Origin of the sequence: Tepidicella baoligensis, from assembly GCF_013432195.1 — a bacterium.
GTDB classification, from domain to species: Bacteria; Pseudomonadota; Gammaproteobacteria; order Burkholderiales; family Burkholderiaceae_C; genus Tepidicella; species Tepidicella baoligensis.
Map to the genome: position 1 here is coordinate 121,272 of NZ_JACCDB010000006.1, position 25,656 is coordinate 146,927.

20 protein-coding genes and 2 pseudogenes are annotated in these 25,656 nt (G+C 64.8%); 2 read left to right on the plus strand and 20 right to left on the minus strand.

Features of this window, described 5'->3' with window-relative positions:
* Nucleotides 1-13 precede the first annotated feature (13 nt).
* Nucleotides 14-2,275 carry a fatty acid desaturase gene (locus HZS63_RS08570; protein ID WP_180683617.1) on the minus strand — a complete coding sequence of 754 codons (2,262 nt, stop codon included), beginning with the start codon at nt 2,273-2,275 and terminating at the stop codon, nt 14-16.
* Between the two features lie 220 nt (nt 2,276-2,495).
* Here HZS63_RS08570 and HZS63_RS08575 point away from each other — a divergent pair, with 220 nt between their 5' ends.
* On the plus strand, nt 2,496-3,518 hold the full coding sequence (locus HZS63_RS08575) for an AraC family transcriptional regulator ligand-binding domain-containing protein (RefSeq protein ID WP_180683618.1): 1,023 nt from the start codon (nt 2,496-2,498) through the stop codon (nt 3,516-3,518).
* 229 nt (nt 3,519-3,747) lie between these two features.
* Here the strand turns inward: HZS63_RS08575 and HZS63_RS08580 are convergent, their stop codons facing one another.
* From HZS63_RS08580 to HZS63_RS08590, 3 genes are read right to left on the minus strand one after another with little or no spacing between them, the layout of a single operon-like run.
* Nucleotides 3,748-4,455 (minus strand): hypothetical protein, encoded by a 708-nt coding sequence (locus HZS63_RS08580; RefSeq protein ID WP_180683619.1) that lies wholly within the window; start codon nt 4,453-4,455, stop codon nt 3,748-3,750.
* 48 nt (nt 4,456-4,503) lie between these two features.
* Nucleotides 4,504-5,112, minus strand: coding sequence for a hypothetical protein (locus HZS63_RS08585; protein ID WP_180683620.1), 609 nt, complete (start codon nt 5,110-5,112; stop codon nt 4,504-4,506).
* 36 nt (nt 5,113-5,148) lie between these two features.
* A complete protein-coding gene (locus HZS63_RS08590) occupies nt 5,149-5,886 on the minus strand; it encodes a CerR family C-terminal domain-containing protein (RefSeq protein ID WP_219339139.1) in 738 nt (245 codons plus the stop codon).
* Between the two features lie 81 nt (nt 5,887-5,967).
* On the opposite strand from HZS63_RS08590, the pseudogene HZS63_RS14000 reads away from it, so the two are divergent.
* Nucleotides 5,968-6,204 (plus strand): annotated as a pseudogene (locus HZS63_RS14000) (transposase); the annotation flags it as partial.
* Nucleotides 6,205-7,620: 1,416 nt separating this feature from the next.
* Here the strand turns inward: HZS63_RS14000 and HZS63_RS14005 are convergent.
* The 16 genes and pseudogenes from HZS63_RS14005 to HZS63_RS08670 form a co-directional block, all read right to left on the minus strand.
* Nucleotides 7,621-8,718 (minus strand): annotated as a pseudogene (locus tag HZS63_RS14005) (MGDG synthase family glycosyltransferase); the annotation flags it as partial.
* Between the two features lie 79 nt (nt 8,719-8,797).
* Entirely contained in the window at nt 8,798-9,598 is an 801-nt protein-coding gene (locus tag HZS63_RS08600) for an isoprenoid biosynthesis enzyme family protein (RefSeq protein WP_180683622.1), read from the minus strand.
* On the minus strand, nt 9,591-10,565 hold the full coding sequence (locus tag HZS63_RS08605; protein WP_219339140.1) for a patatin-like phospholipase family protein: 975 nt from the start codon (nt 10,563-10,565) through the stop codon (nt 9,591-9,593). The genes HZS63_RS08600 and HZS63_RS08605 overlap by 8 nt, the downstream gene beginning before the upstream one ends.
* Nucleotides 10,562-12,310 (minus strand): ABC1 kinase family protein, encoded by a 1,749-nt coding sequence (locus tag HZS63_RS08610; protein WP_180683623.1) that lies wholly within the window; start codon nt 12,308-12,310, stop codon nt 10,562-10,564. Before HZS63_RS08610 ends, HZS63_RS08605 begins: the two co-directional genes overlap by 4 nt.
* A gap of 9 nt (nt 12,311-12,319) precedes the next feature.
* Nucleotides 12,320-13,804, minus strand: a complete 1,485-nt coding sequence (locus HZS63_RS08615) for an efflux transporter outer membrane subunit (RefSeq protein WP_180683624.1) — start codon at nt 13,802-13,804, stop codon at nt 12,320-12,322.
* Nucleotides 13,797-17,105, minus strand: a complete 3,309-nt coding sequence (locus HZS63_RS08620; protein ID WP_180683625.1) for an efflux RND transporter permease subunit — start codon at nt 17,103-17,105, stop codon at nt 13,797-13,799. The genes HZS63_RS08615 and HZS63_RS08620 overlap by 8 nt, the downstream gene beginning before the upstream one ends.
* Nucleotides 17,102-18,079 carry an efflux RND transporter periplasmic adaptor subunit gene (locus tag HZS63_RS08625; RefSeq protein ID WP_246316259.1) on the minus strand — a complete coding sequence of 326 codons (978 nt, stop codon included), beginning with the start codon at nt 18,077-18,079 and terminating at the stop codon, nt 17,102-17,104. Before HZS63_RS08625 ends, HZS63_RS08620 begins: the two co-directional genes overlap by 4 nt.
* A gap of 367 nt (nt 18,080-18,446) precedes the next feature.
* The gene (locus tag HZS63_RS08630; protein WP_180683626.1) at nt 18,447-20,444 is read right to left on the minus strand and encodes a relaxase/mobilization nuclease domain-containing protein; all 1,998 of its coding nucleotides are present in this window, start codon (nt 20,442-20,444) and stop codon (nt 18,447-18,449) included.
* A 456-nt stretch (nt 20,445-20,900) separates the two neighbouring features.
* Nucleotides 20,901-21,488 carry a S26 family signal peptidase gene (locus tag HZS63_RS08635; RefSeq protein ID WP_017677025.1) on the minus strand — a complete coding sequence of 196 codons (588 nt, stop codon included), beginning with the start codon at nt 21,486-21,488 and terminating at the stop codon, nt 20,901-20,903.
* Nucleotides 21,485-22,018: a DUF2840 domain-containing protein gene (locus tag HZS63_RS08640; RefSeq protein ID WP_017677024.1), complete on the minus strand. Its 534-nt coding sequence runs from the start codon at nt 22,016-22,018 to the stop codon at nt 21,485-21,487. Before HZS63_RS08640 ends, HZS63_RS08635 begins: the two co-directional genes overlap by 4 nt.
* Nucleotides 22,015-22,287: a hypothetical protein gene (locus HZS63_RS08645; protein WP_026088575.1), complete on the minus strand. Its 273-nt coding sequence runs from the start codon at nt 22,285-22,287 to the stop codon at nt 22,015-22,017. Before HZS63_RS08645 ends, HZS63_RS08640 begins: the two co-directional genes overlap by 4 nt.
* Complete coding sequence (gene parA / locus HZS63_RS08650; RefSeq protein ID WP_017677022.1) at nt 22,284-22,922, minus strand: ParA family partition ATPase; 639 nt, start codon at nt 22,920-22,922, stop codon at nt 22,284-22,286. The genes HZS63_RS08645 and parA overlap by 4 nt, the downstream gene beginning before the upstream one ends.
* A gap of 253 nt (nt 22,923-23,175) precedes the next feature.
* Nucleotides 23,176-24,033 (minus strand): replication initiator protein A, encoded by an 858-nt coding sequence (locus tag HZS63_RS08655; RefSeq protein WP_017677021.1) that lies wholly within the window; start codon nt 24,031-24,033, stop codon nt 23,176-23,178.
* A gap of 26 nt (nt 24,034-24,059) precedes the next feature.
* Nucleotides 24,060-24,341, minus strand: a complete 282-nt coding sequence (locus HZS63_RS08660) for a helix-turn-helix transcriptional regulator (protein WP_003107109.1) — start codon at nt 24,339-24,341, stop codon at nt 24,060-24,062.
* A gap of 83 nt (nt 24,342-24,424) precedes the next feature.
* Nucleotides 24,425-25,195, minus strand: a complete 771-nt coding sequence (locus HZS63_RS08665; protein ID WP_017677020.1) for a DUF2285 domain-containing protein — start codon at nt 25,193-25,195, stop codon at nt 24,425-24,427.
* Between the two features lie 309 nt (nt 25,196-25,504).
* A partial coding sequence (locus HZS63_RS08670) for a DUF2958 domain-containing protein (RefSeq protein ID WP_180683627.1) occupies nt 25,505-25,656 on the minus strand: 152 nt, incomplete at its 5' end.

Here is a 25,656-nt window from a genome sequence, read left to right on the forward strand (position 1 = left end):
GCAGCGAGCGTGTTCAGCCAGCCGCCAATTCCTTGTTCCATTGGCGTGGGTCGTAGAAACGCAATGCCTTCATGCCACTTTTCTGGTTTGCACGCAGCGCCAACTCCCTCTCCTCTGGCGTGGCGTAGTGCCGATCCCACTCCATGAGCTTGGGGATCATCATTCGCTGCCAAAGCGGCGGAATCATCGTCAGCAGTATCGTGGTAAGGTAGCCAGCGGCCATCGTCGGGGCCTCCGGCAAGGGCATCAAGTCCTGGTAAGGCACCTCGCCTTGGGCATGATGGTGCGAATGCCGGCTGAGATTGAACATGGCCCAGGAACTCATTCTGGCATTGGTATTCCATGAATGCCTTGGTTGTACGGCTTGATCAGGCGCGCGCACCAAGCCGTAGTGCTCCATGTAGTTCACGATTTCCAGCAGGGATTTTCCCCACAGCGCGCTGCCGGTAAATCCAAGCACGCCGATCCATCCCGCCATCCAGTAGGCGATGGCCACGAGCACCGCACTCATGAGCAAGCCGCGGATATAGGCGTTGTGGATGGAGATCACCGGAAGATGCTTGCGCTTGAGGCGTTCAGCTTCGATGCGCCAGGCGCTGACGTTGCCGCGAATGGTGGAGATCACGATGTGCTGATACACATTGCGTCCTCGCGGGGCCGTGGCCGGGTCATGCTCGGTGGATACATAGCGGTGATGCCCGTAGACATGCTCGATGGCAAATCCCACGTCGTAGCTGAAAGACAACAACCAACGACCAATGAACATCGAGACCGGCTCCCAAGTGCGATGCGTCAACTCGTGCGCCGTGATCGTTCCCAGCACACCAATCACGAAGCCAGTCAATATGCCTCCAGTGAGGTGGTGCCAAAAGCCCGTCGCCTCCCGGGCGGCCAGTACGTCATAGTGGGTGAGATGGGCTACCCATGCGCCGAATCCCAACGGATCACCGGAAGAAAGCGTCCAGATATAGGCGAATACGATCAGCGCCACCAGGGGCAGGATGAACCACAGTTGCACCGTCAGAATCCACGGTGATTTGTATTTTGGCGTTCGGGTGTCTTGGCCCAACAGCGCATCGCCGCCAATGTAGAAGATGAGAAAGCCGAGCAGCCCTAAACTGGTGTAGACGCCGCCCGCCAGAATGGAGACCAAAGCACCGATCCCGACCCCATGCAAAAGAAAGAACTTCAAATAGTCCAAGATATTGGCTGGCACACGCTCAACGGTGGGCAAGCCGACAGCGCCGTAGAAGCCGGTGTGGAGCTTGGGCGCCTGATCGACGAAACGGTCCGCGTGCAAATTCGTGTCTGCAATACCACGCTGGCGCAGGACGGCGATGGCCGAGTCGATCATGGCCGGCGGGCCGCACAGATAAGCCGACGTGGCGTTGCCAAGCAGTTCTGGGATGTGCTCCGTCACCAAGCCGGTGCGCCCGTCCCAGGGCGATGAAGGGTCGGCCTCGGACAGAACCGGCACGAACCGGAAGTTCGGCCAATCCTTTTCGTAGGCTGCCATCTCATCGAGCGCGTACAGATCCTTCTGGCTCCGAGCGCCAAACAGTACCGTCACCGGCCGTATGTCGCCCGAGCGCTTCATGTCTTGAAGCATCGCGAGGATAGGTGCCAAACCGCTGCCACCGGCCACCATGAGGACTGGCTCCTGGCCCGGGCGCATGTAGAAGTGACCGCCGGGACCGCGCACGGTGACCGACTCGCCCACCTGCGCCTGGTCCACGAGATGCCCGGACACCCGCCCCCCCGGCACACGGCGCACCGTGAAACTCACTTGGCGATCATTGCCAGGCGCGGTCGAGAACGAATAGCTGCGAGGGGCATCCGCCATCGACGACAGCGTGACCTCTGCAAACTGGCCGGCGCGATAGCGGATTGGCGTGTCCAGTTGAATGTCGATTCTCGCGATGTCGTGAGTCAGCATTTGCTTGCCGACGATCACGCCCTTGACCGAAGGGCCATCGATCGCGCCCTCCCGATCCAGCTCGATTTTCACATCGCTGCGCAGGCGGCTCTGGCAGGCCAGTATGAACCCGTCGGAGATTTCCTTCTCCGTCAGCAGGTACGCCGTCTCGGTCAGCTCGTCAACCTTGCCGCTCTTGAGCTTGCACTTGCAAGTCCCGCAGCCGCCGACGCGACAGATGGAGGGAATGTTGATGTTCTGGCGTTGCGCTGCCTCCAGCAAAGTCTCATCGGGCTGGACAGTGATGGTCTGCCCGTTTATCTCCGCCTGGTGCAAGCTTCTTCCGTGAAGAAAATTCATCGCAATTGTCTCCTAATGAATGTTTTTTGCTTTTTTATTAGACTTCGCCACCACCTTCTGCCGCAAGCGCATAAACTGACAAACATGGTGCATTTCTTGCCAAGCACCTGCGGCTACGTGTAGGATCGTTTTGATAGTCATCAGAGGAAGAAGGCTGAGGAGCCTGTCGGACTCCTCAGGGCGGCCACCGGCCGGCACAAGAACATGGAGCGAGACAACCGTGAACCCAAAAACTGTTCGAGTCACCTACCTGCGGCAAATTGCAGATCAAGCGGCTGAACTTGGCGTGGATACCGTGGCGTGGCTGGCCATTTCCGGCCTCAAGCAAGATGACCTTGCCAATGCGTCGGCTGTAGTTGCCGTCGAAAAATTTGGAGAGCTGATCGCCAGCGCCGTCAATCTGTCAGGCGAGACGGGCTTCGGGGTGTTGGCTGGGCGTCGCTTGCTTACAGCCACTCATGGCGTTCTCGGCATGGCGGCTGCGGCAAGCCGCAGCATCCGCGAAGCCATGCATATCGTCGAGCGTTTTGTCCGCATCCGAACGGAGGCTATCAGTATTCATACCCGCGAGGTAGATGGAAGTCTGGAGGTCTGGTTTGAACCAGCGATCGGTCTGGGTTCTGCAAGCAACACGGTGACGGAAATAGCGATGGTTGCAGTCAAAAATATCGCCGACGACTTACTTCTGAGTCGCAATGCCTGCAATATGGTTTACTTTCAATTCCCTGAGCCGCCTCATGCGGCACTGGCACGCGACGTTTTCGGCTGCGCAGTTCGATACAATCAGAAATGGTCAGGTTTATCTTTTGATATTTCTGCTGCCGAAGAACTCACCCAGAAATACGATCCATTGGTTCTGACAGAGGCCGTGCGTTTCTGCATCGAAGAGTTAAATGAAACAGGAGATAACAGGAGCGCGGGCTCGAAATTGGAGAAAATTGTTCTGGAACGGCTTCCGCCAATTCCTCATCTCACCGTATGTGCACGGCTGCTGAGCACGACGCCACGGACACTTCATCGGCGCTTGATCGAAGAAGGAACCTCTTACCGTGAAATAGTGGAATCAATCAGGCATCGCATGGCGTTGAAACTGCTCAGAAAAGGGTCTTCCATCAAAGAAGTGACCTATTTCTTGGGCTATGCGGACATCGCCAGTTTCAGGCGCGCATTCCGGCGCTGGGAAGGTATGGCGCCGTCGGATTGGACTACAAGAGTGCAAGAGCCGGCGGGTGAGTCCAGGTAATCGAGGGCTCCTAGAATGCGAATGCGCAGGGGACATTCGTCTGCGTCTCCGGCGTTGGGGATGGCCTGCATAACTCCCTGCGGCCCGTGATGGCGCGGCCTCGGGCGGTCCACTGCCTTTCCTTTCTTGCCAATAGCCGAGCTATTGGCCGCAAAAAGACGCTTTGTGGCCCCTCCCGGTCCGCACTACCACCGACTCGCGAGGATTGTGCAGGCCATCCTTAGGGAAATTACTTCTTGGCCTCGTCGATGGACTGGCGGATAGACGCATAGGTCTCGGAGAAAAGCCGTTGGGCTTCCCCATAGCTCTTTTTCGTGGTCTCCCATACCTCGGCCGAGGCTTTCGAGACCCGGGCCTTGGTTTTCTCCACATCTGCATTCAGTGCGGCAATACGCGCTTCAATGGCTGTGCGCTGATCCCCGGCGAGCTTGGCCGCGTCGGCACGCAATCCAGCAAGCGCTTTCTGCTGCGCATTCAGTTCCGCCTCCAGTACGGCACGCTGCGTAGCGATGCTGGCCTTGCTTTCTTCAAGATACTTGTCTCGGGCGGCCTGGAAGGCGGCCCAATCATTGTCAAGTGCCTGACGTGCTTCGGCGACCTGGGCATCGCTCCAGTTCTTTGCGTTGGCTGCGGCATCTTGAGCCCGGCGGCGATAAGCGTCCCGCTGCTTGCGCAGGTCCGCCAACGCCGCATCGGCCTTGGTGCGCGCCTCGCCCCGGAGCCTGCTGGCGTCTTTTTCCAGGGCAGTAATGTTGGCATCAAGCTGGGCCAGCCGGTCCTGCGACCACGCCAGTGCTTGGTGAACCCTTGAGGGCTCCTTCTGTGTGGCGGCTGAATCGGCCTGTGCTTCTGCATTCTGTGCCAAGGCGGGAGGAGCCGACAGCAACGCTGCCTGAGCAATCAGCGCCAAGGCGATCGTGTAAAGGCGAAGTTTCATGGTGATTTCTCCTGATGAGCCAAAACAAAAGCAACGTGGCGCCTAGGTTCAGAGAACCTTGGAAAAGGCATCCTTGATTTTCTGGACCGTGATGGCGTGAGCGGCCTTGGCATCAGCGAACCCCTGCTTGACGGCACGCCAGGATTCATCGCCAGCATCCTTGACCTCACCGATACGCGCCTGGAACTTTTCGGCCTCGATAGACAGTTGATCGAACGCGGTATCGAGTTCACCGCGGGCCTTCTCGACGGCATCGGCCGCCTGGTCATGCAAATCCTTTAGGTAGTTTTGCCACGCTTGCCGCTGTGCGCGCGCACGGACGACGACGATGCTGCGCACGGTCTTCACCTGATCGCCGGTCGTGGCGACAAATTGCTGGAGGGCAGACTCGACCTCGATCCATTCGGCTTCGAGCTTGTCCTGAATTTCGCCCGCTTCCTGCTTCGCGGTATCCGCTTGGGCGCGCAGATCGTCGTAGTACTGCTGCAGCTTCGCGCGAGATGCCGCGAGGCGTGCGCGAGCTGCATCGGCTTGCTTGCGGGCATCCTCCTTGATACTGGCGGCCGATTTCTCGACCTCGGAGAGAATGGCATCGGTCTCATCGAGACGCTGCTTCGCCCATGCGATGGTCTGGTGTACGTAGGATTGGAGAGTCATGATGCATTTCCTTTCAGTTGAGAGGGATTGATGGAATCAAGTGGGGCCTGTTTTTCGGTTCGCGCTGTCATCAGCCGGCCGAACAGCAAGAAAGCCGCTTCGGCAGAGATCGCGGACCATGTCCGTGATCTGCCTGACGGCTTCGTTCTGAATGCTTTGCCAGTCCATGCCACGGAGCATCACGCCGCGCAGAAACCTGAAACTGAAAATTGCCGTCAGAATTGCGATGACGCGCAGCCGCAGTGCCTCGTCATCGGAAGATCGGCCGCTGAACTGGCTGGCGGCATGCACTAGACGCTCCTGCAGCGGCGCGATCGCGCGTCCGTGAATCAGGGCGAAGGCGTCGTCGTTGTCGTAAGCGCAGCGGGCCACGAATGCCGTCCAGGCATGGGGCTCGGCTTCCTCCAGCATGGTGTGGAGCAGTTGGATCAGTGCGCGTTCGAAGCGAGCGGAAAGCTCGACGTTCGACGTATCGTCAAGCAAGGCTGCGGCTTCCACGAAGCGATTGGCCGCATATTCGGCGATCATGTCCGCTGCGGCCAGATAGAGTTCCTTCTTGCTGCCAAAATGGTAGGGAATGGCCGACAGCGTGGTTTTGGCCGCCTGGGCCAAGGCGCGTGTGGTTGCCCCCTCGTAGCCAACGGCAGCGACAACGTCAATCGTTGCTTCGATCAACTGCGATCGGGTCTTGGCACTGCGCGCCTCGTGGCCGCTGGTTGTCTCTGCATGATTGCGCATACATCCTCCGGCTGTTCCGGTAAAAATATAGTTCATACGAACGATCTTTGCAATGGTAATGGAACGGCGAGAAATCGGGTGTACTCATTTGCAGGGTTTGGCAACTGTCATGGAGGTCTCAAGCCGATGACGGACGTCGCCTGGTTGATCCGAATTTACTTTGAGGGCATCGTCACCTGGACCCAGCCCCGCAAGACCAATGGCCTCCTGGAAGTCCTGAATGGGCGCTTCCAGGTGGCCGAGCGCCGAGCGCGTGGCTGGACCAGCTTCGAGGGGATGCGCACCGTGCTCTTTCGCATCGCCGGTAGGCTTGACTTCGCCCGGATCAACCCGCATGCCGCTGAACCCACTTGACCCCTTGCCGCGAGGATGCGCCCGCGCGCTGGCGCGAGCGGGCGCCACCATGCTGTGCCACCACGCGTGCAGCAGCGCCCACGCAGTACGGGCGGGCACGCGTTCACGCTCCAGCGCCGACTCGAACGCCCGAAGCCGCGCAAGGTATGCCCGCACGTGGCGCGACTCCAGGCGCTGCGGGTCGATCCGCCCATAGTTCTCCACGAGTTGGGTGAACAACGTGCGCAGGCGGTCGGCGCGATGACGCAGATCATCCTCGGCATGCTCGGTGGCCAGTCGGGCGAGTTCGAGCCCGCGGTCGACGAGGCGGTGGTATGCCTGTGCGGCGGGGGACCTCCCCAAGCGCTCGATCCGCTTGAGCGGCAGTTTCGCGTATACCGCGAGCAGGCGCCGCAGATCGGCGAGGATGGCCTGCTCCAGCGCCAAATGAGGACGGCTGGTCAAGGAGGAGTGCGCAGATTCCGAAGCTGGCCAGCATGCCCGCAGGTTCTCCACGTAGAGCCGCCGGTCGCCGAAGTAACCGGTGACCTGCCGGGTCACTGCCTGCTCAAGCGCATCCCGCGGTGCATCGCTCAGGACGCGCGCCATCGAGCGCAATGGCTGCCCGACCGACAGCGGAAAACGGGAGAAGCGGTAGCTTGCCTGCGTTCCAGGCAGCAATCGGTAGGCCACCAGTTCTTCCCGCAAGGAAGTATCGGCCTCGAAGTGCGCCCGCATCCGCTCGAACAGGTCCAACGGCATGCTCGGTAAGCCCGCCCAGTCGTACAGGGAACGGTCGCCGTAGCCACCGGCGGCGAGAATTCGCGCAACCACGTCGGCGCAATTGAGATCGCTCCTGTTCCAGCGCAGGCTTCCGTCCCGGAATCCGTTCTCGATGCGGTGGGCCTCGGCCACCATGGCCGCACGACGCTCGGCGGGAATGCCTTGGACCCGCAACCCGAGCGTCTCACGGCCATAGGCCATGCCGTAGGTGTTGGTATGGACCTGCGAACGGGACGGACGATGGATGCCGTACAGGTAGTCCGCCAGGCTCACGTGCTGCAGGAAGTTCGGGTCGACGGACGGGTCCGCGATGTAGTTCGCGCTGTAGACGGTGTCGCCGATGCGCACGGCAAGATGCCCGAACGGGTTTTCGAGAACGACCCGTTGCGGCGTTTTGGACGTGGCGTAGGACAACAGCAGCTCGACCTCTGCCGGTGCTTCGGAATCCAGTTGCGCCAGCGCCTGATCGATGCCCTGGACGGGGGCTCCGTTTTCGACGCCGTAGTCGGGCAAGGGCCGGGCCGGCCTGAAGCCATCGTCCAGCGCAAATCGGACGATGCTCGCGATGTCGATGCTTTGCCGGAACTCCTGCTGGGCTCGCAGCATGGCCTCGCGCTCGGCAGGGTCGCCCAGCAGTTCCATCACGGATCTGCCCGCATCGTCGGCGCTGGCCGCGAACCGGGCCAGGCCCTGGCGCAGGAACAGCGCGGCGTTTTCGCGTTCATGCCCGCTGATCACGTCGAGCAGCACGGTCGGCACCCCGAGGGCAAAAGCCTCTGCGGGCGTCATCCCGCCGGCCTTGGTGACCAGGATGTCGGTGGCTGCCATGCACGACGCCATCTCGCTGCGCGGCAGCAGCCCCAGCGGCTTCAACGTCACCGTGTCCGGCAGCCTTTCGCGCAGATCGGCAAGCGCCTCGTATTGCCGCGTATTCGTGCCGCACACCGCGATGATCTGCAGGCGGCCCGGGCAGCGGCGAACGATGCTTTCGACGACCCCCAGATAGTCGCCCGCCCCTTCCTTGCCGCCGGTCAGCAGCAGTGTCGGCACGTCCACCGACAGCCCAAGGCCCTGGAGCGTGGCACGGCGGGCGTCGGCGGATGCCGCGGGAATCCGCACCGGCATGCCGCTGGTAACGACTTTGTCGGCCGGAACGCCTGCGGCCAGCCAGCGCGTTTCCAGTTCCGGGTGGGCAAGAAAGGTACGGTCGATCCGCTTGGAGATGCGTGGGAAATAACCCTCGAAGAAGTCCGTATGCAGCCAGCCGATTCTCGTGTCGGACAGCAGTCCTTTTTCCCGCAAGGTTCCCAACACCTGGGCCGCCCCGTAATGGGTGGCGAGAACAGCATCCGGTCGCTGCGCGGCCAAGTAGGCCAATACGCGTTCTTCCGGATAGTCATTGGGCAGCATCGACAGCGAGGCCACACGGCTGCCGCGCGCCTGCATCGTACGGAACAGACTCTCGAAGCACTCCGGCAGATGGTTGGCGACGAACCAGTACAGGCGCTCGTCAACCCGTCGCCACACCGGATGCATGAACGTGCGGATGTCCTGCATCAGCACCCGGGTCGCCGGAGATCGCCGCCGTATCTCGTCCTGAATGGATTGCGCGGCACTGATGTGTCCGTATCCGATGGAAGAATAGAAGATGACGACCTTCCCGGTGGTGCTCATCGTCCTCTCCCGCTGCGCAGAATGGAAAGCAGAAGCCATATGCTGCCGATCATGTAGCCCGTGAGCAGATAAGGACATGGACAGCACCGGCGGTGCCAAGCATGTGAATGGGATCTTTTCTCATGAAATGGGACTCTCTTGTTTCACTTGGTATTGGTCAGGATGCCGGCATGTGGTTCCCGGGGGGGTGCCCCGTCGCATTGATTCTTGCCGCGATCAGTTCAGCGAGTTCGAGTGGATGGCCGTTCCCTGTGGCCGTCGCGATGGTCCGTGCTCCCTGCATTGCTTGGCGGCACAGGTCGAGTGCTGAACGTTGGACGGTCGTGCGCGCCACGAAGTCGTCCATGACATCGGCTTCCTGCAACAACACGCAACTTGGAACGAGGGTTTCTCCGTAGCGCCGCGCTACTTTGGCTAGAGAATCAGAGTAGCCTGCGAGAGTGGCCCCTGTGGCGCCAGCCGCCTCACCCAGCGGCACGGCCAATCTTTGACGAGTCCGCAACCATTGTGCTGGATCGTCGCCTGTGATCTGCACATGCTTCAGGTTGGTGGCCTCCAACTCAGCCGCCCGGTTGACCGCATCGGCAACCAGGGCCAGGACTTGAAGGTCATCGCAACGCACCAGCAAGCGGAAGGCACCTGTGGTCAGGTAGTCCCCCGCCAGCACGGTGGCCGCATTGCCGAGCAGCGCAGATGAGCCGCGCGCCGCATCGACGTGGGCATGCAATTGCTGCAAGCTGATGTAGATCAGGTCCAGCGCGGTACCGGCGTTGATGCCCTGCTGCCCGGAATGGATGCTGCAAGTCACCAGTGCCCGGATCGGTATCTGCTGGTCCGACAGCAACAGGCGCACGGCAAGCTGCACGGGCGCGGCCTCACAGGTCAGGGTACCCGCCACGGCGGCGCGGACGCCGGTCATTACAGTCTCGGTAAAGCTCATGAGATGAGAGTCAGCCATGGGTTGACGTTTCTGCCCAGCGAGCCAACTGCTCGGCTGCGCAGCGATAGCCGATCTCGACGATTTCCTCGGCGCGGGCGAATTGGAGGAAGCGGATGTGACCCAGGGGCGGCTGGATGAGGATGTCGGGTTTTTCCAGTTCGAGACGGGCCTGCGTGATGCGGGTCTCCATCACATTGATCGATGCGAGCAGCACTTCGAAGATGTTGGGGGCCGGCTCTTCGACCGAAGCCCAGCGGGCCAATTGGGCAGAACCCGGAATTTCATGAGCAAGCATGCGCTCCTTGATCCACTGAATAGCCTGCCGATAACCCTCAACCCAGTCGCCCATTTCCGTCAGTCGGCCTGGCGGCAGTACGGGCTTGAAGTTCTTCCCGGAAACGATCTCATGGTTGAGATCAACCGCGATGACAACGTCGGCTCCCATAGCGCGCGCCACGCTAACCGGCACCGGGTTGACAAGGCCCCCATCAACCAGGATCCGGCCGTTACTTCGTATTGGCGTGAAGACACCGGGTACGGAAATGCTGGCGCGCACGGCATCAATGACATCGCCGCTGGCCATGGTGAGTTCCTCGCCGCTAACAATGTCGGTGGCCACGGCAGCAAACCGTTTTGGCAGCTCCTCTATGCGCGCGGATTGCACGTACTCACGCACCAGATCGCTGACCTTGGCACCGTCCAGCAGCCCGGACTTGGGCAGCACAACATCGAAAAAGGCAACTGTTTTCTTCCAGTCGAAGGACTGAAATACCGCTTCGAGTTCATCCAGCTTGCCAGCGGCGTAAACAGCGCCAACCAGCGCGCCCATGCTGGTGCCGGCGATGAAGTCGATCTCGATGCCGGCTTCCTCGACGGCCCGCAGCACGCCGATGTGCGCGAGCCCCCGCGCGGAGCCGCTGCCCAGCGCCAAACCAATTTTTGGTGCGAACCCGTTTGAAGCTTTGCCATCAGCGAACTGCATCATCTTCCGCCCTTGCCACCACGCCAGATGGAGACCAGCACCCAGATGCCACCAATGACGGCAGCGATGAAACCGAGCAGTCCGAAAGAGGGCAGGCCCGGCAGGGAGGGTTCGCGCACGACGCTCATAACGATGGCCGACCCGACGATCAGAGCGGCGGTGACGATGCTTATCGCCAGGCGGCTGACGGCGCGATCTAGCTGATCGCCGACCCGCCTCAGATGGGTGACGTCGATGTGCACTTCCAGCCGGCCGCGGCGGGCGGCTCGCAGCAGCCGGGAGAGGTCCTGGGGCAAGCCTGCCAGCAACGAGAAGATGTCACCGGCCGCCCGCCGCCCCCGTCTGAGCAGCGCTGCCGGGGAGTAGCGCGCGTGCATGGCACGCTCCAGCAGCGGCAGTGCCTGGTTGGCCATGTCGAAGCCGGGATCGAGTTCACGACCCAAGCCTTCCAGTGTGACGAAGGCTTTGATCAGCAGGGACAGATCGTTGGGCAGGACGAGGTGATGCTGGCGCGGGATCGCCACGAGGTCGGACAACATGGCGCTCAACCGCAATTGCTTCAGCGGCACGCCGTGGTAGCGATCGATGAAAGACCGGACTTCCGACAACAGATCCTGCTCATTTGCCACACCGTCGCTCGTCCATTCGAGCATGACGTCGACGACGCTGCGGGCGTCGTTCCTCACCAGCCCCAGCAGCAGGCGGATCAACTGGTCGCGGCGTTCCTCCTCCAGCCTGCCAACCATGCCAAAGTCGATGAAGGCGATTCGATTGCCCGGCAAATAGAACACATTGCCCGGATGGGGATCAGCATGAAACACCCCGTCCTCGACGATCATCTTCAGTACCGCATTGGCGCCACGCCGTGCGAGCACCTTGCGGTCCAGGCCAGCCTGGTCCACGGCCTGAAGCCTGCGCCCGGAAATACCGCCAATGAATTCCTGTACGCAGACCCGCTCGCCGGTCCACTGCCAATACACGCGGGGAATGACGATGATGGGAGGTGCGCCATCCGCGTCCGGCTTCTCCTCGCCCGGGACGACAGGAGGAGAGTCCTGATCGGTATAGCCGGTGAAGTTCTCGGCGATGCGTTCGGCATTGCGGCATTCGCCGGCGAAATCGAGTTCATTGCGCAGCGACTGGCCGAACTGGCGCACCATCTCGCGCGGATGCAGGACGCGCCATTCCGCGCTCTCCGTCTCAGCGAGTTCGGCCAAGCGCGCAAGCCAGCGCAGATCGGCTTCCAGAATGGGCCGAATGCCGGGCCTGCGCACCTTGACCACGACTTCGCTGCCATCGTCGAGACGCGCCCGATGCACCTGCGCAATGGAAGCGGCCGCCAAGGGCTCGGGATCGAAGGCCGCGAAGATTTCCTCGGGCGGCGCGCCGAGGTCTTCGGTGAGCTGCTGATGTACGGCTGCCCAGGGAGCGGGCGGCGCGCTGTCCTGTAATTTCCCGAATTCGGCGGTCCACTCGGGTTCGAGTAGATCGACCCGGGTAGCGAGCACCTGGCCGAGTTTGACGAAAGTCGGCCCCATCTCCTCCAGCGCCCGCCGCACTCGTTCAGGGGGCGTCATGTGGGCGAAGTCTGTCGCTTCGTTCCAGTGCAGTGCCGTCCCCGCCCGCTCCAAGGCGTTGGACAGCCCCATCCGGCGCACCATGTCGCCAAACCCATAGCGGATCAGGATCGAGGCGATTTCATGCAAACGCCGTAGATCACGCATCGCGGTCAGTGCCTGCCAGAGCATTGCGTTTCCTCATTTTTTCGGGGGCTGGTTGGTGCCACCGCCCAGCGCCGCGTACAGCCCGACTTGGCTTGACAATGCCGCCCTGCGCACCTGCACCAGTTGCTGCTCGACGGCAAGCAGGTCGCGCTCGGCGTCCAGCACCTCCAGGTGCGCCGCCGAACCGGCATCGAACAGCATCCGCGCCAGTTTCAAACGCTCGCTCTGCGCGGCGTGGGCCTGGCGCGCCACGGCGAGTTGCTCGGCGAGCTTCTGCCTTGCGGCCAGGGCGTCGGAAACGTCGCGAAACGCTGCCTGGATGGCGCGCTCGTATTCGGCAATGGCGATGTCGCGCCGCACGACGCTGACGTCGAGATTGGCCTGTCGCATGCCGGCATCGAAGATCGGCAGTTCGATCGTCGGCTGGAACAGCCATGCCCGGGTGCCCGACGAGAACAGGTCGCTCAGGCTGGTGCTGACCGTGCCGGCGGCGCCGGTCAGTGCGATGCGCGGGAAGAATGCGGCGCGCGCCGCACCGATGTTGGCCTGGCGCGCCCGCAGCGCATGCTCGGCGGCCAGGATGTCCGGGCGGCTCGCCAGCAGGTCCGAGGGCAGCCCGGGCCTCAGTTCGGGCATGACCAGGGCTTCATCCATCGGGGCCGATGGCGGCGGCAATCGGGGGTCGCTGCCGAGCAGCAGCGCCAGGGCATTGCGCTGCTGTTCGCGCTGCAATTCGAGCTGCACCTGCAGGGCTTTGCCCTGGCTGAGCAGGGTGCGCACCTGGGTCAGCTCCAGCCGGGAGCCATGGCCCAGCTCAAAGCGTTTCTGGAAGATTTGCGCCAGCGACTGCTGGTTTTCCACCGTGCGCCTTGCCAGCGCGATGCGCTCGTCGAGTTCGCGCAGGCCCAGGTAGGCATCGGCGACCTGGGCGACCAGCGCCAATTCCACGGCGCGGTGGCCCTGCCCGGTGGCCAGCCATTGCTCGAATGCGGCGGTCTTCATGCTGCGTACGCGGCCCCACAGGTCCAGCTCCCAGCTGCTGATCCCTACCGTGGCCGCGTTGACCTCCAGGACCGAGCGGCCCGCCAGCGGCTGTAGCCCATCGGGCAGGCCGGCGCGGATCTGCTGCGCCCCCACGCCAACCATTGGCGCCTGCTGCGCACGCTGGATGCGGAAGGCGGCGCGCGCCTCCTCGGTGCGCAGCAGCGCCACGCGCAGATCGCGGTTGTTTTCCAGCGCGGTCTCGATCAGCGCCTGCAAGGCCGGGTCGGTGAAGTACTCGCGCCACGCCAGGTCAGCCGCGGCCGCAACGCCCGGCGTGTCGGGCTGCGTCCGCCAGTTCGATGCGACGGGGAGCGCGATGGGATCGAGCGCGGGCGCCAGCGAGGCGCAGCCGCTCAGCACCGCCAGCACCGCCAGCGTGCCGACGAGCCGATGGCGGGCCGATGGGCCGGTCTCATGGCCTGCGCGGGCTTGGCGGCGGCGGGGGGACGATGTGCCGCGGTCATTCTCATGCATGGTCTGCTCCTGTGGCCGCCGGGGCTGTATGGCGCTTCGCATGCAGCTCATAGAGCAGCGGCACGACGAACACGGTCAGCGCGGTCGAGACCAGCGTGCCGAAGATCAGCGAGACGGCCAGCCCCCCGAAGACCGGGTCGGTCACCATGACGGCGGAGCCGAAGATGATCGCCAGCATGGTCAGCAGGATGGGCCGCAGACGCACCGCGCCGGCCTGGCGCACGGCCTCTCTCAGCGGCATGCCGCGCCGGATATTGTCCTGGATGAAGTCGATGATCAGCAGCGAGTTGCGGATCACCACGCCTGCCAGGGCGATGATGCCGACCATGGATGTGGCGGAGAAATCCACGCCCATCAGCCAATGCCCCGGAAAAATGCCGATGATGCCGAGCGGCACGGCCGACATGGCCACCAGCGGAACGATGAACGAGCGGTAGTAGGCGACCAGCGCGAAATAGATGATGAGCAAGGCGCCGCCGAGGGAGAGGGAGAGATCCCGGTACACGTCCAGCGTCATGCGCATCTCGCCGCCCCACAGCAACTGGTAGCCGTCGATGGTGTCGGGCACGTCCTCCTTGAAGCGCAGGTTGCCGGTGCGCAGCGGGCGTCCGTCCGGCGCGGTGATGCCATGCAGGCGCCGCTGCAGGTCGAGCACTGCGTACAGCGGCACCGAGTCCGACAGCTCCGCGCCGACGAAGGTAACCTTCTCGTTGTCGCGGTGCAGGATGGGGCGATCGACCGATGCGGGGACCACTTTGACCAACTCCGCCAGCGGCACGGGTCGGCCGGCGGCGTTGTCCACGAACACCCGGTCGAGCCGGGCGGGATCGACCTCGAAGCGGCGCGGCACGAAGGCCCTGACTGGCACCGGCAGTTTCTCGTCCGGCAGGTGGGCGCGGCCGAGCGTGGTGCCTCCATAGACCAGCGCCAGCGCCTCGGCAATCTGCGCAGTCGAGACGCCGGAGAGCGCGGCCTTGTCCTTGTCCGGCACGATGCGGTGCTCCAGCACGTCCACTGGCTCACTGTCGGTGATGTCGACGATGTCGTAGGTCTGCGCGAAGGCCTCGCGCACCTGGGCCGACAGTGCGCGCAGCCCCTCGGCGTCGGGGCCGTAGATTTCCGCCAAAACGGTCGAGCGCAGCGGCGGACCCGGCGGCTGCTCCACCAGCGCCACCTCGGCACCGGGCCAGGCAGCGCGAATGGTCTCCACTTTGGGACGCAGTTTGCGCACGATGTCGATGGAGCTTTCCTTGCGGTGACGCTTGTCGGTGAGGTTGACGCGGATTTCCGCGACGTGGCTGCCGGCACGCGCGGCGGTACCCTTGAACAGACCGCTGAAGTCGGCCACACCTGCCTGGCCGACCCAAGTCTGGTAGTTGAGCACGTGCGGTTCCTGTGCCAGCACCGTGGTGATCTGGCGTACCAGGCGATCGGTGTCTTCCACCGGCGTGGTTTCCGGCATCGAAACCACCACGTTGAAGGTGTTCTGGTCGTCCTTGGGCAGAAAGCCGATCGGCACGCCCAGCGCGGACACGGCCCCGCCCACGCCCGCCGGACGGACGAACTGCCAGGCGCCTTGCATCAGCGAAACCGCCATCAGCAGCAGCACCGCCAGAGCGAAGCCGATGCGCACGTTTCTGTATTGCTGTAAGGGGCTGAACAGGCGCAGGTAGAGGCGCTCGATCCGCCCCGGTGCGCCATGACCATGGGACTGTTGCCCGTGCGCTGATTCTTCCTGCCGGATGTCGTGGCGATGAAGCCAGCGATTGGACGCCCATGGCACGACGATGTAGGCCACCACGATGGAGGCGACCATGGCGACCGGCACGGTGACCGCTATCGGGAAAAAATACTGGCGCGGCATGCCGGTCAGGGCCAGCAGCAGGGTGATGAAGACCAGCATCACCGCGAAGGTGGCCAGGTTGGTGGCGTTGCCGATCTCGTTGGTCGCCAGCACGGTTTCCGCTTCCTTGTCTGCCTTCGGTTTGCGGCTGGCGTAGTGGCGGTGGATGTTCTCGATGACCACGATGGCGGCATCCACCAGCAGCCCCAGTGCCAGGATCAGGGCGAACAGCGTGACGCGGTTGATAGTGACGCCGCCCAGCAGGTTGGCCGTCAGCGTGATACCCATGATCAACGGCACCGTGATCATCACGATCAACGCCTCGCGCCAGCCCAGGAAGAGGATCAGCACCAGGCCCACGGTGACGAGGGCGATCGCCAGGTGTTCCAGCAGCAGGTTGACCGCGTCGTCGGCTTTCTGGCCGTCGTTGCGCGTCACCACGACCTGAATGTCCTGGGGCACGAAGGTGGCCTGCATGCGCTGCATGCGGTCGATCACTGCATTGGCGACCACCACGGCATTGGCGCCCTTCTTTTTGGCCACAGCGATGGTGACGGCGGGCAGGTCTGTGGCATCGGCCGTGCCAAAGCGTGGATCGCCGGGACCGAAGGAGAAGCGGCTGGCCGTGGCCGGCTCCGGCGGCGGGCCGTCGGTGACGGTGGCCACGTCGCGCACGTAAACCGGCCGCTTATCGCGCACGGCGATGAGCTGGTTACGCACATCCTCGGCTGAGGTATAGGCCGCATCCAGCTTGATGGCTTGTACCTGGCCGTCCTGCACGGTGGGCGTCAGCGGCACGTTCAGGTTGCTGGCGGCGATCGCCGCGCGGGCCTGGCCCAGGGTCACGCCATAGGCCTGCAGGCGATCGGGCTCCAGTTCGATGGTGATTTCGCGGTGCTGCCCGCCGCGCAGCGACACCACCGAGACGTTCTCGGTGCTGCGCAGGCGCTCGGCCATGCGCTCGGCCATGCGGTTGAGCGCATAAGCGTCGTAGGTCGACGAGGCCAGGGTGAAGGTGACGATCGGCACGTCGTCGGCGTCGATGCTCTGCACCAGCGGGCCGACGGCGTCGGCGGGCAGCCACGCGCGGCTGGCCATCACGCGGTCATAAAGCTTGACCAGTGACTGCTCCTTCGATTCGCCGACCTTGAATTGCACCTGAACGATTCCCTGTGAGTTGCGGGAAGTGCTCTCGATGTGATCAACGCCGGGCAGTTCGCTCAGGATGCCTTCGAGCGGAGTAACCACCAGCGATTCGACCTCCGCGGCCGAGGCACCGGGCAGGCCGACCACCACGGCGGCGGCGGGCACGATGATCTGCGGGTTCTCCTCGCGCGGGGTCTGCAGCACCGCCACGACACCCATCAACGCCACGGCGATGATGAAGACCAGCGTGAGCTTGGAGGTGATGAAGTGCTTCGCGAGAAAACCCGCGAAGTTCAGGCGCCGCGACGTCATCGCGCGCCCCCGACGACCTGGATCGGCATGCCGTCATGGACGGTGTCGGCGACGCTGGCGAGGATGGTTTCTCCGTCCGACAGGCCGGCGGTCACCTCCACCACATCGCCCAGGCGCTGACCGGTGCGCAGCCATCGAAAACGCGCCACGCCGTCCTGGAGCACGAACACGCCGTCCAAGCCACCGCGTCGCACAAGGGCCGCACGCGGCACCGTGACGGCCTGTTTCTCGTCCAGCAGGATTTCGAGACGGCCGAACATTCCCGGCAGCAGGCGCGCGTCCCGCGGCAGCACGATGTCCACCTCGTAGCGGCGGGTCACGCCATCGCCCGATGGCACCACGCCCCGGACCCGTCCCTTGAAGCGCTCATCGCCCAGCGCGTCGATGCGCACGGGAATCAAGTCACCGGACTTGATTGCCGCCAGGCTGCGCTCAGGTACGAACGCCTTGAACAGCAAGACCTCGCGCGACTCCACCGTCATCAGCGGCGCGCCGGGAGTAGCCATCTCGCCGCTGCGCCGGGCCACCGAGACGACCACGCCATCCACCGGACTGGTGATGGCCACGTAGTTGCGTTGCGCCTGTGCCGCCGCCAGCGCCGATTGCGCTTGCTCCAGCGCCGCGCGGGTGGTTTCCTCCCGCACCCTGGACTTGCGCAGCGCGTCAGCCGAGATCGCGCCTGCCGGCGCCAGTTGCGCGTTCTGGTTCGCGTCGTGCTGCGCATCCCGCCAAGCCGCCTGGGCGGCCTGCACGCCGGCGCGTGCCTGCGCGATGGCCGCGTCGATGTCAGAGGCGTCGATGCGCAACAGCAGGTCGCCGCGCCTGACCGCCTGGCCCTCGCGAACATCGAGCTGGCGAATGAATCCGGTCACGCGCGAAGCCACGTCGATGCGTCCATCAGAGACGACGCTGCCAGTCACGTCGTTGGTAACAGGCCATCGTGCCTGCCGTACCACGACAACTTCCGCAGGCATCGGCGTGGATGCGGATCGAGGCGAGCTTGAGCCATCCGTGCAGGCGGCGAGCAGAAATACGCAGAGGGACAGCACAGCCGCCATGCACGCCTGCGTGCCCCTGCCTGCGCTCTGCGTGCCAGCCTCCCAGACCGACGGTACGGGGCTATGGCGGCCGAGCGCATAGGTAGTCAAGCGATTCATGAGTTCCTCGAAGTCTTGGTCATGTCAGATTCTAAACCAGTTCGTACGAACGAACTATATTTTTAATCAAATAATTTATTCAAACGCAGAACGAGTGGATGAGCTCCGTGCGCGCGATGCTTTCTTGATCGGAACGTGCGCAAGCCGTCCGTATCGTGTTGCAAAAAGCGTTTTGTTCACCGCCTCAACTGACCGCAGGCCCGCGCGTACGCCCCATCTCCCAAGACGCCCCGCCGCCGCGCACCGTGGCCGCGAGCTGCTGCCCCAGCCGCTGCTCGATCACCGGCTTCCACGGCACCAGAGCGAAGCCCATGCCGTCATCGAGCATCGCGTAGCGCCCGCTGGTGAGCATGACGGAGCGCCGATAGATGCCTGCCACGCGCTGCCCGTCAGCCACCGGGCGATGCCCCAGGCCCGTTTCGGCGGCTATGTCCTTCGCGGCCTGCACCAGCTCCCGGTTGCGCAGCGTGCCCAGCAGGTTGCGCGCAAGTATCACGCGCTGCCCGCGCCGCTCGGCCAGCCCCTGCTCGGCCAGAAAGTCTGCGCGCTGCTGCATCGCCTGCTTGGCTTGGCCACCAAAGCCCAGGTCGCCCAGGCCGGAGCCGCCGCCGATCAACTGCTGGTCGAGCCACGTGGCCCCGATCACGCGGGCCTGCCGCTCGATGGGCAGGTGCGATTTCAGCTCCACGGCCACGCCGCCGAGGCGCTGCGCGTCGTACTGGCGGCCACGCTCGGCCAGGTCGTCCGGCACCTTCCATAGCCCTTCCGCCACGCGCTCCACGATGCCGGCCCGGCGCAGGGCCTCCAGCCGGCGGACGTGGGCAGCGACGACTTCCTGCGGGTCGCGTCCAGGCTTGGCCCGGCCCTGCTCGATCGCCAGGTGATGGTCGGTGCGGTACAGGCCATCGCTCGCCAGCGCAGCGATGTTCCTGTCGGCCGCGCGCACGTCGGCCGATCCCTTCACCTCCACCACGGCACCGGTCGGATAGTTCGCCAGCTCGTCGCGGGCGTTGAGCGCGACGTAGTGGGCCTTGCCGTCCACCCCGTCGATGACCAGATAGCCCCGGTCGCGCAGCTCGTCAGCCAGCCCTTTCGCGGCCACGCGCCCGAGGATGGTTCGGCCACTTCCATCGGCATCCTGGCCCGGCTCGAACACTGCCAATTCGCGCGGCTCGCCGCGCATGGCCCGCTGCATGGTGCGGATGATGTCGCCACGCTCGCCCAGGGCGCGCAGGGTCTTTTCCGCGTCGGCATGGACGGCCCAGGTGCCCGGCTGCATCTCGTCGGCCAGACCCAGGCGCTGCAAGCGTTGCAGCCGGCCGATCAGCAGCAGGCGCTGGCGTTGCAGGCGGGATTCGTTGAACCGTTCGATCTGCACCCGACCATCCTCGCCGGCCTCTCGTTGCAAGGTACGGTCGAGGCTCGTCCACCGCTCCTGCTCCACCTCGCGTTGCCAGGTCTGCTGGATCTCCAGCTCGGTGCGCGGCCCCAGCCATTCGGTCGCCAGTTCGGCGGCGCGATGGCGGAAGCCATCAGCGATGTAGTCGCCCGCGATGATGAGGTCTTTGCCGGTGTCGTCGCGCCCGCGCACGACGATGTGCGTGTGCGGGTTGTCGGTGTTCCAGTGGTTGACGGCTACCCAATCGAGGCCCGTGCCCAGGTCGGCTTCCATGCGGCCCATCAGGTGCCGCGTGTAGGTGCGCAGGTCTTCCAGCTCGGCGCCGTTCTCGGGCGAGAGGATGAAGCGGAAATGGTGCCGGTCGTCGGCACAGCGTTCCTTGAAGGCGTCGAGGTCGGCGGCATCGGTCTGCGATCCGTAGGCTTGACCCGGCTCGCCATCGCGGCCTACGCCATCGCGCTCGATGTAGCGCAGGTGCTTGGCGAGCGACTGCGGGCTGGCTTGGCGCTGGTTGACCAGTAGCGTCTTGATGGTCACGCGCCGCGACATGGGCGTCAGCTTCGCCCCGGCGAAGCGCGCCGCCGTGTGGCCGCGACCCAGGCGCGCGCCGGGCCGCTGGCCCGTGCCCCTCCCGGAGCCGCTGGCAACGCCGGGACGACGCACCGACGACTTGCCGCTGCTGGCCTTGCCTGCCTGCTTGAGCACCTTGGAGACGAAGCCCTGGCCCCGGTTCTTCGGGGCGCTGGGGCGGATGCGGAAATCGTCATCGCGGCGGTCGGTCATGGCCACGTTCCTTGCAAGCTCTGGCGTGTCCGGTCGTGCGAAGCACGCAGAAATGCCCGCATCGGCGCGGGCTTCGCGCCACAAGCGGCACGGCGGCGAAGCCGCTCCGTGCCGCGCAACCCCCATGTGCAGGCTGGTTTTCGACGCGGCCCGGTGCCGCGTCCTTTTGTCTTGCCTTCCGCCTTTGCCCCTCGCTGACGCTCCGGGCAGCGGCAGCCCGGCAGCCCGGCGGCGCTGCTGCGTGAGCAGCCAGCGCGCCGGCGAACGCGGACACGGCCGCAGGCCGGGCGCGTTCGAGGCAAGACGCCTGCACGTTGGACGGCTGCGCCGAAGGCAGCGCGAAGTGCGGTGCGAATGCACCCGCACTGCACGCGCGACGACACGGCGACGAGCAGCAGAACGACACGCCCGATGGCACGATGAGATGCACGGCGACGTGCAGCGAATCGACGGCCTTCATGGGCGGGATTCCAGCCAGACCGGATGCGCGACGCCGATCACGGCGGATGTGCTGACCGGCCCGAAATACCGGCTGTCGAACGACGCCGGGTTGGTCACACTCAAGAGGAACAGTTCGGCGGGTTCGAGGCGGCGGCATTGCTGCCAGGATGGCAGCAGCCGGCCCCAGCGGTCAGCAGGCAGCACGGCGGCCGAAGGCAAGCCGTCGATGCGGACGACGCGGCCAGTGATGCACACCTCCTGCGGCGCGATGGCGCCCACGCGCTTGAGCAGCGGCACGTGCGCCGGCAGGTAGCCGCGCTGCGCGGCCAGCGCGGCGGCGTCTGGCGGCAGCGTGGTCAGGACGATGCTGCCCACGGACAAAGGACGTGGCAGCGAGCCGGTGCCGTGGCCCAGCGGATCGACGCGATACCAGCCGACCGCCACGCTGTCGGACGGGTTGTAGATCAGGCGCGGCATCGGTTGCACGAAGGACGCCCAGGCGAGCGCAGCGAGGCCGCAGGCGGACAGGCCCGCCAGTACGAGGCGAGAGCGCAGGCGTGAGCGAGGACGCGGCGCGGTGCCAGCAGTGGAAATGGTAGTCATGGCAGCGCCCTCCCGGTCAGCCAGGCGGCGTGCCGCTCGGCGGTGTATTCGGGCAGTGGCAGGCGCGCAGCGAGCCGGTTGGCGAGCGTGCGCCAGTACGCGGGCGAAGCGGCGACAGGCGCGATGCCCTGCGCCTCAATGGCGTCGATGCGCTCCAGCACGGCGCGCACCTGGTTCTCGCCCTCGGCGTGCAGCAGCAGGCGCGCGCCCGGCTGTACGCCGGGGATGCGCTGTGCCGCATCGAGCAGCGTGCAAGCCTGCATCACCATAAGCTGCCAACGCACGGTGCCGTAGTCGTTGGCCTGCCAGCGGATACGGCACAACATGGCGCCCGGCAGGAACACCGCGCAGCGCCGCCAGCGGTCGAGCTGGAGCGTGCGCGCGGGTTCGCCGAAGCGCAGGTAGAGCTTGAAGCGCGGTTCGATGTAGGCCAGCGCCACGCGCGTCAGCGGCGCGCTGGCAGGCTGGCCGGAAGGTGCTGCGAGCGCAGCCGTGGCTGCGCCAGCGGCAGGCGAAGCGGATGCAGTCATGGCGTGTTCTCCCTGCGGTGTTCTGGAAACTCGCGCTCCAGCAGTCCGCGCAGCAGATCGGCCACGGTCACGCCTTGGCCGAAGGCGGCGATCTTGATGCGAGCGCGCAGCGCGGGCGTCACGTCGAGGGTCAGGCGGGCCGTGTAGAGGTCGCCCTTGTTGATCGCATCGGCGTCGCCCTGCCGAATCCACGCCTCGGCGTGCGGATTCGCGGGCGGACGCGCGCCGATGCCGACGCGCTTTGCGCGTATTGGTGGCTTCGCTGTCATGTCGGCCACCGCAGCAGTTCGTCTACCAGGGCGGTGATTTCGCGTGCGGCGGCGCTGTCCGGCGCCGTCTCGCGTGCAAGCCGGCCAGCGGCCACGCTGTCGGCGAACACGATGCGCTGATGCACTTCCGCGCGCAGCGCAGGAAGCGGTTGGTCGGCCAGCGCCTGGCGCGCTTCGCGCCCGATCACGGTGGTACTGACGCGCCGATTGATGACGAAGGCCGCGCGCAGCGCAGGCCGAAACACTTGCGCTTCGCGGATCAGCGCCACCATCTCGGCGCTGGCCCACAGGTCGTAGGGGCTGGGCTGCACGGGGATCAGCACGCGCTCGGCCGCCAGCAGCGCGGAGCGCGCCAGTGCCGCGATGCGTGGCGGGCCGTCGATGATGACGTGATCAGCCCACCTGGCGAGTTCTGGCGCCTCTTGATGCAGCGTTTCGCGTGCGAGGCCCACGGCGCTGAACAGCCGTGGCAAGCCTTGCTGGCTTCGGCGCTGTGTCCAGTCCAGCGATGAACCCTGCGGGTCGGCGTCCAGCAGCACGACGTGCTGGCCGCGCATCGCCAGCTCGCCGGCGATGTGGGTGGCGAGCGTGGTCTTGCCCACGCCGCCTTTCTGGTTGAGCAAAGCGACAATCATGGCCTGGCCCTCCATGCTGGAAAGCCGGGCTTTTGCTGCTGCGCTTGTGGCCGCGTGGTGGTTGTCCACCGCAGCGGCGCTTCCCTACTAAAAGTTAGAGAAATTAAGTTAGGGAAGTTAGAGGACGCGCAAACCCAGTGCTGGCGCGGGTTTGCGGCCGATCGGCACGCCTGATAGCACGATAGTCCCACGCCTGATAGCACGATACCCCGCACGCCTGATAGCACGACACCATCCACAGGCTTTCCCGAAGTTATCCCCGTGCCGTCTGCGGCACGGGTCGGAACGTCAACAGCTCCATGCCGTTGTCCGGCATCCGCTCGATGCCCAGGACGTAGCCGGGCAGCGACTGCCGCGCGACGAGCGCGCGCAGGTCGCAGGCGAAGTCGTAGGGCTTGGCGGTGCTGCCGGACTTCTGGTGCAGGTAGCGGAAATCGAATTGCCAGCCGTATGCCTGCTTGCCGCCGTGCTTGCGCACCAGGCGGTACAGCCATCGCTCGATGCCGCCCGTGAGCCGGAAATACGCCGGGTCGATGGTCAGCACCAGGGCGGCGTCGAGCACGCCCGCATAGAACCAGTCCGGCAGGATCAGCTCGATGCCCAGCGGCGTGCCGCTGGCATCGGCCAGTTCCTTCCATTCGTTGATCCACGAGAAGCGGTGCAGGCGCCGCCCGGTCGTCTCGCGGATGGACGTGGCCACCGTGGTCGATTGCAGCCGGTCGAGCGCGGCCTTGAGGCGCTGGTAGTCGCGCAGCGACTTGCCGCGCCCGATGAAGCGCAGGATCTCGTAGGGCGTCGCGCGCATCAGCCGCGACGGGCGCAAACCCGCGTCCTTCGCCTCCACGATCTGCGAGGCCGCCCATATCAGCACGTCCGCATCCCAAATCGTGGCGATGCCGTGCTCCTGCGTGCCTTCCACACGAATCGTCACGTTGCCCGCACGGAAGTCGATGGGCTTGACCCGCTTGGACTTGCCGAGCGAAAAGAACGGATAGGCCATCAAGTCCTGGCTGTCGCGCGGCGCCATGTCGCCGGGCAAGGCGCGGAACAGGTCGAGCTGCTCGCGCTCCTGCATCGGCCGCTGCCGGGACGGCAGCGCGGTGCTGGACATGGCGATGGCCTGCCGCGCGCCGCCGATCAGCGCGCACGGCTGTCGGCCGAGTGGTGCTCGGCGTACTCGGGATCGGAAGTCGTCTCGAAGCTGCGGTCGGCGGCCCAGGCATCGAGGTCGGCCACGGCGTACATGACGCGCCGGCCGAACTTGCGAAAGCGCGGGCCACCGCCGATCACGCGCTGCTTTTCCAGCGTGCGCGGCGAAAGGCGCAGGTACTCGGCGGCCTCATCGTTGGTCAGATAGCGTTGGGGCTGCGCAGCAGCGGTCGAGACAGTGGCGGCAGGCCGCAAAGGAGCGGGACGCATGGTGTGAACCTCCATCGGTTGAAAACGCCCGGCCACACAGCGCGACCGGATGGAGGCAGTCTCAGAAAACCAAGCTCTCCCGCTCAGGGTCGTTTTGCGTCCCCATCGAAACGACCCTTCTCAATCGGTGGGAGCTGTGCTAGTTGGCGATAGCCGCCGCGCATCAACGCATCGCCGCGCCGAACCAGGCGGCGCACTTTCGAGCGCAAGCCGCCATCGCTGTACCAATCGGCCGCGGCGTCCACGCCGAACAAGCCTTCGGCCAACTCGCGCGACGTAGCGCCCGCGAGGATCGCGTCAAGTGCCTGCAAGGTGTGCAGTTCCAGCAGCGCAGCAAGTGTTGGCCGGGGCTTGATGGCGACCAGGGCCGCGCTGGGCGCATGGTCGCGCGCAGGCGCGGCAGCGCCGCCGCGGCGGGCATAGGCCACGGCCATGCCGTCCTCCAGGCCAGGCGTCAGTGCGAAGCGCAGACAGCGGCCAGGACTGCGCGCGATCAGCGCCAGAACCTTGCCATCGTGAGTCAGTTGCTTGTGGCCGGGAATGCGCCAGAACGCGAACGCGGCGGCATCCGGTGGCGGATCGGCATCGGGATAGAGCTGCACCACGGCATCGGAACCAGGAAGCCAGGTCGGATGCGCCTCGCGCGCATCCAGTGCCGGGTCTTCCAGCAGGCGCAGGCCCCAGCGTTGCGCTGCCTGCTGTGCGGCTTTGGGCCGGCGATGATGGCGCAGCCAGTCGATCCGGTAGTCGGGATGCCGGCGTAGGTACTCCCAAGCGAGCGCGAGGCCATCCAGATGCAGCACGTACAGGTACGCGGCAGTGGGATACCAGTGCTCGGCGCTGCGATCGGCCATGACGCCACCTCCCTGCAAACAGGACTGGCCGCCACGGCAGGGCTACGCACTACATCGCCATCATCAGAACGTCATGGGGTAAGAAGATAGTTGAGGCTGTCAAGACCGATTGGCTCCGATGCGTTGCGATATTCGTCTCAATGCTGCGACGGCAGCGCCCCGATGTGGGGCGCCGTACAGGCCAGCTTGCCGCAGCCCGCACCGTGCATCGTGTCTGTTTGGATCAGACTGGTGCGGCTTCGCCGCAAGAATCCCGATTAAGACCTGTCCGGTATGACGCCAGACTGAAAAAGTCACAGTGGGCCGTGTTCAGTCCGGGATGGCGCCGTCGCGCTCGGCCAGGCGCGTGTATTCCGACAGCGTGTGCGTGGGTTGAAAGTAGAGGTCGCGCATCACGGGCTGTTTGCGCGGCCCGACGATGCCGGCCAGCTCGGACAGCTTAACAGGCCGTTGAAAAAAAT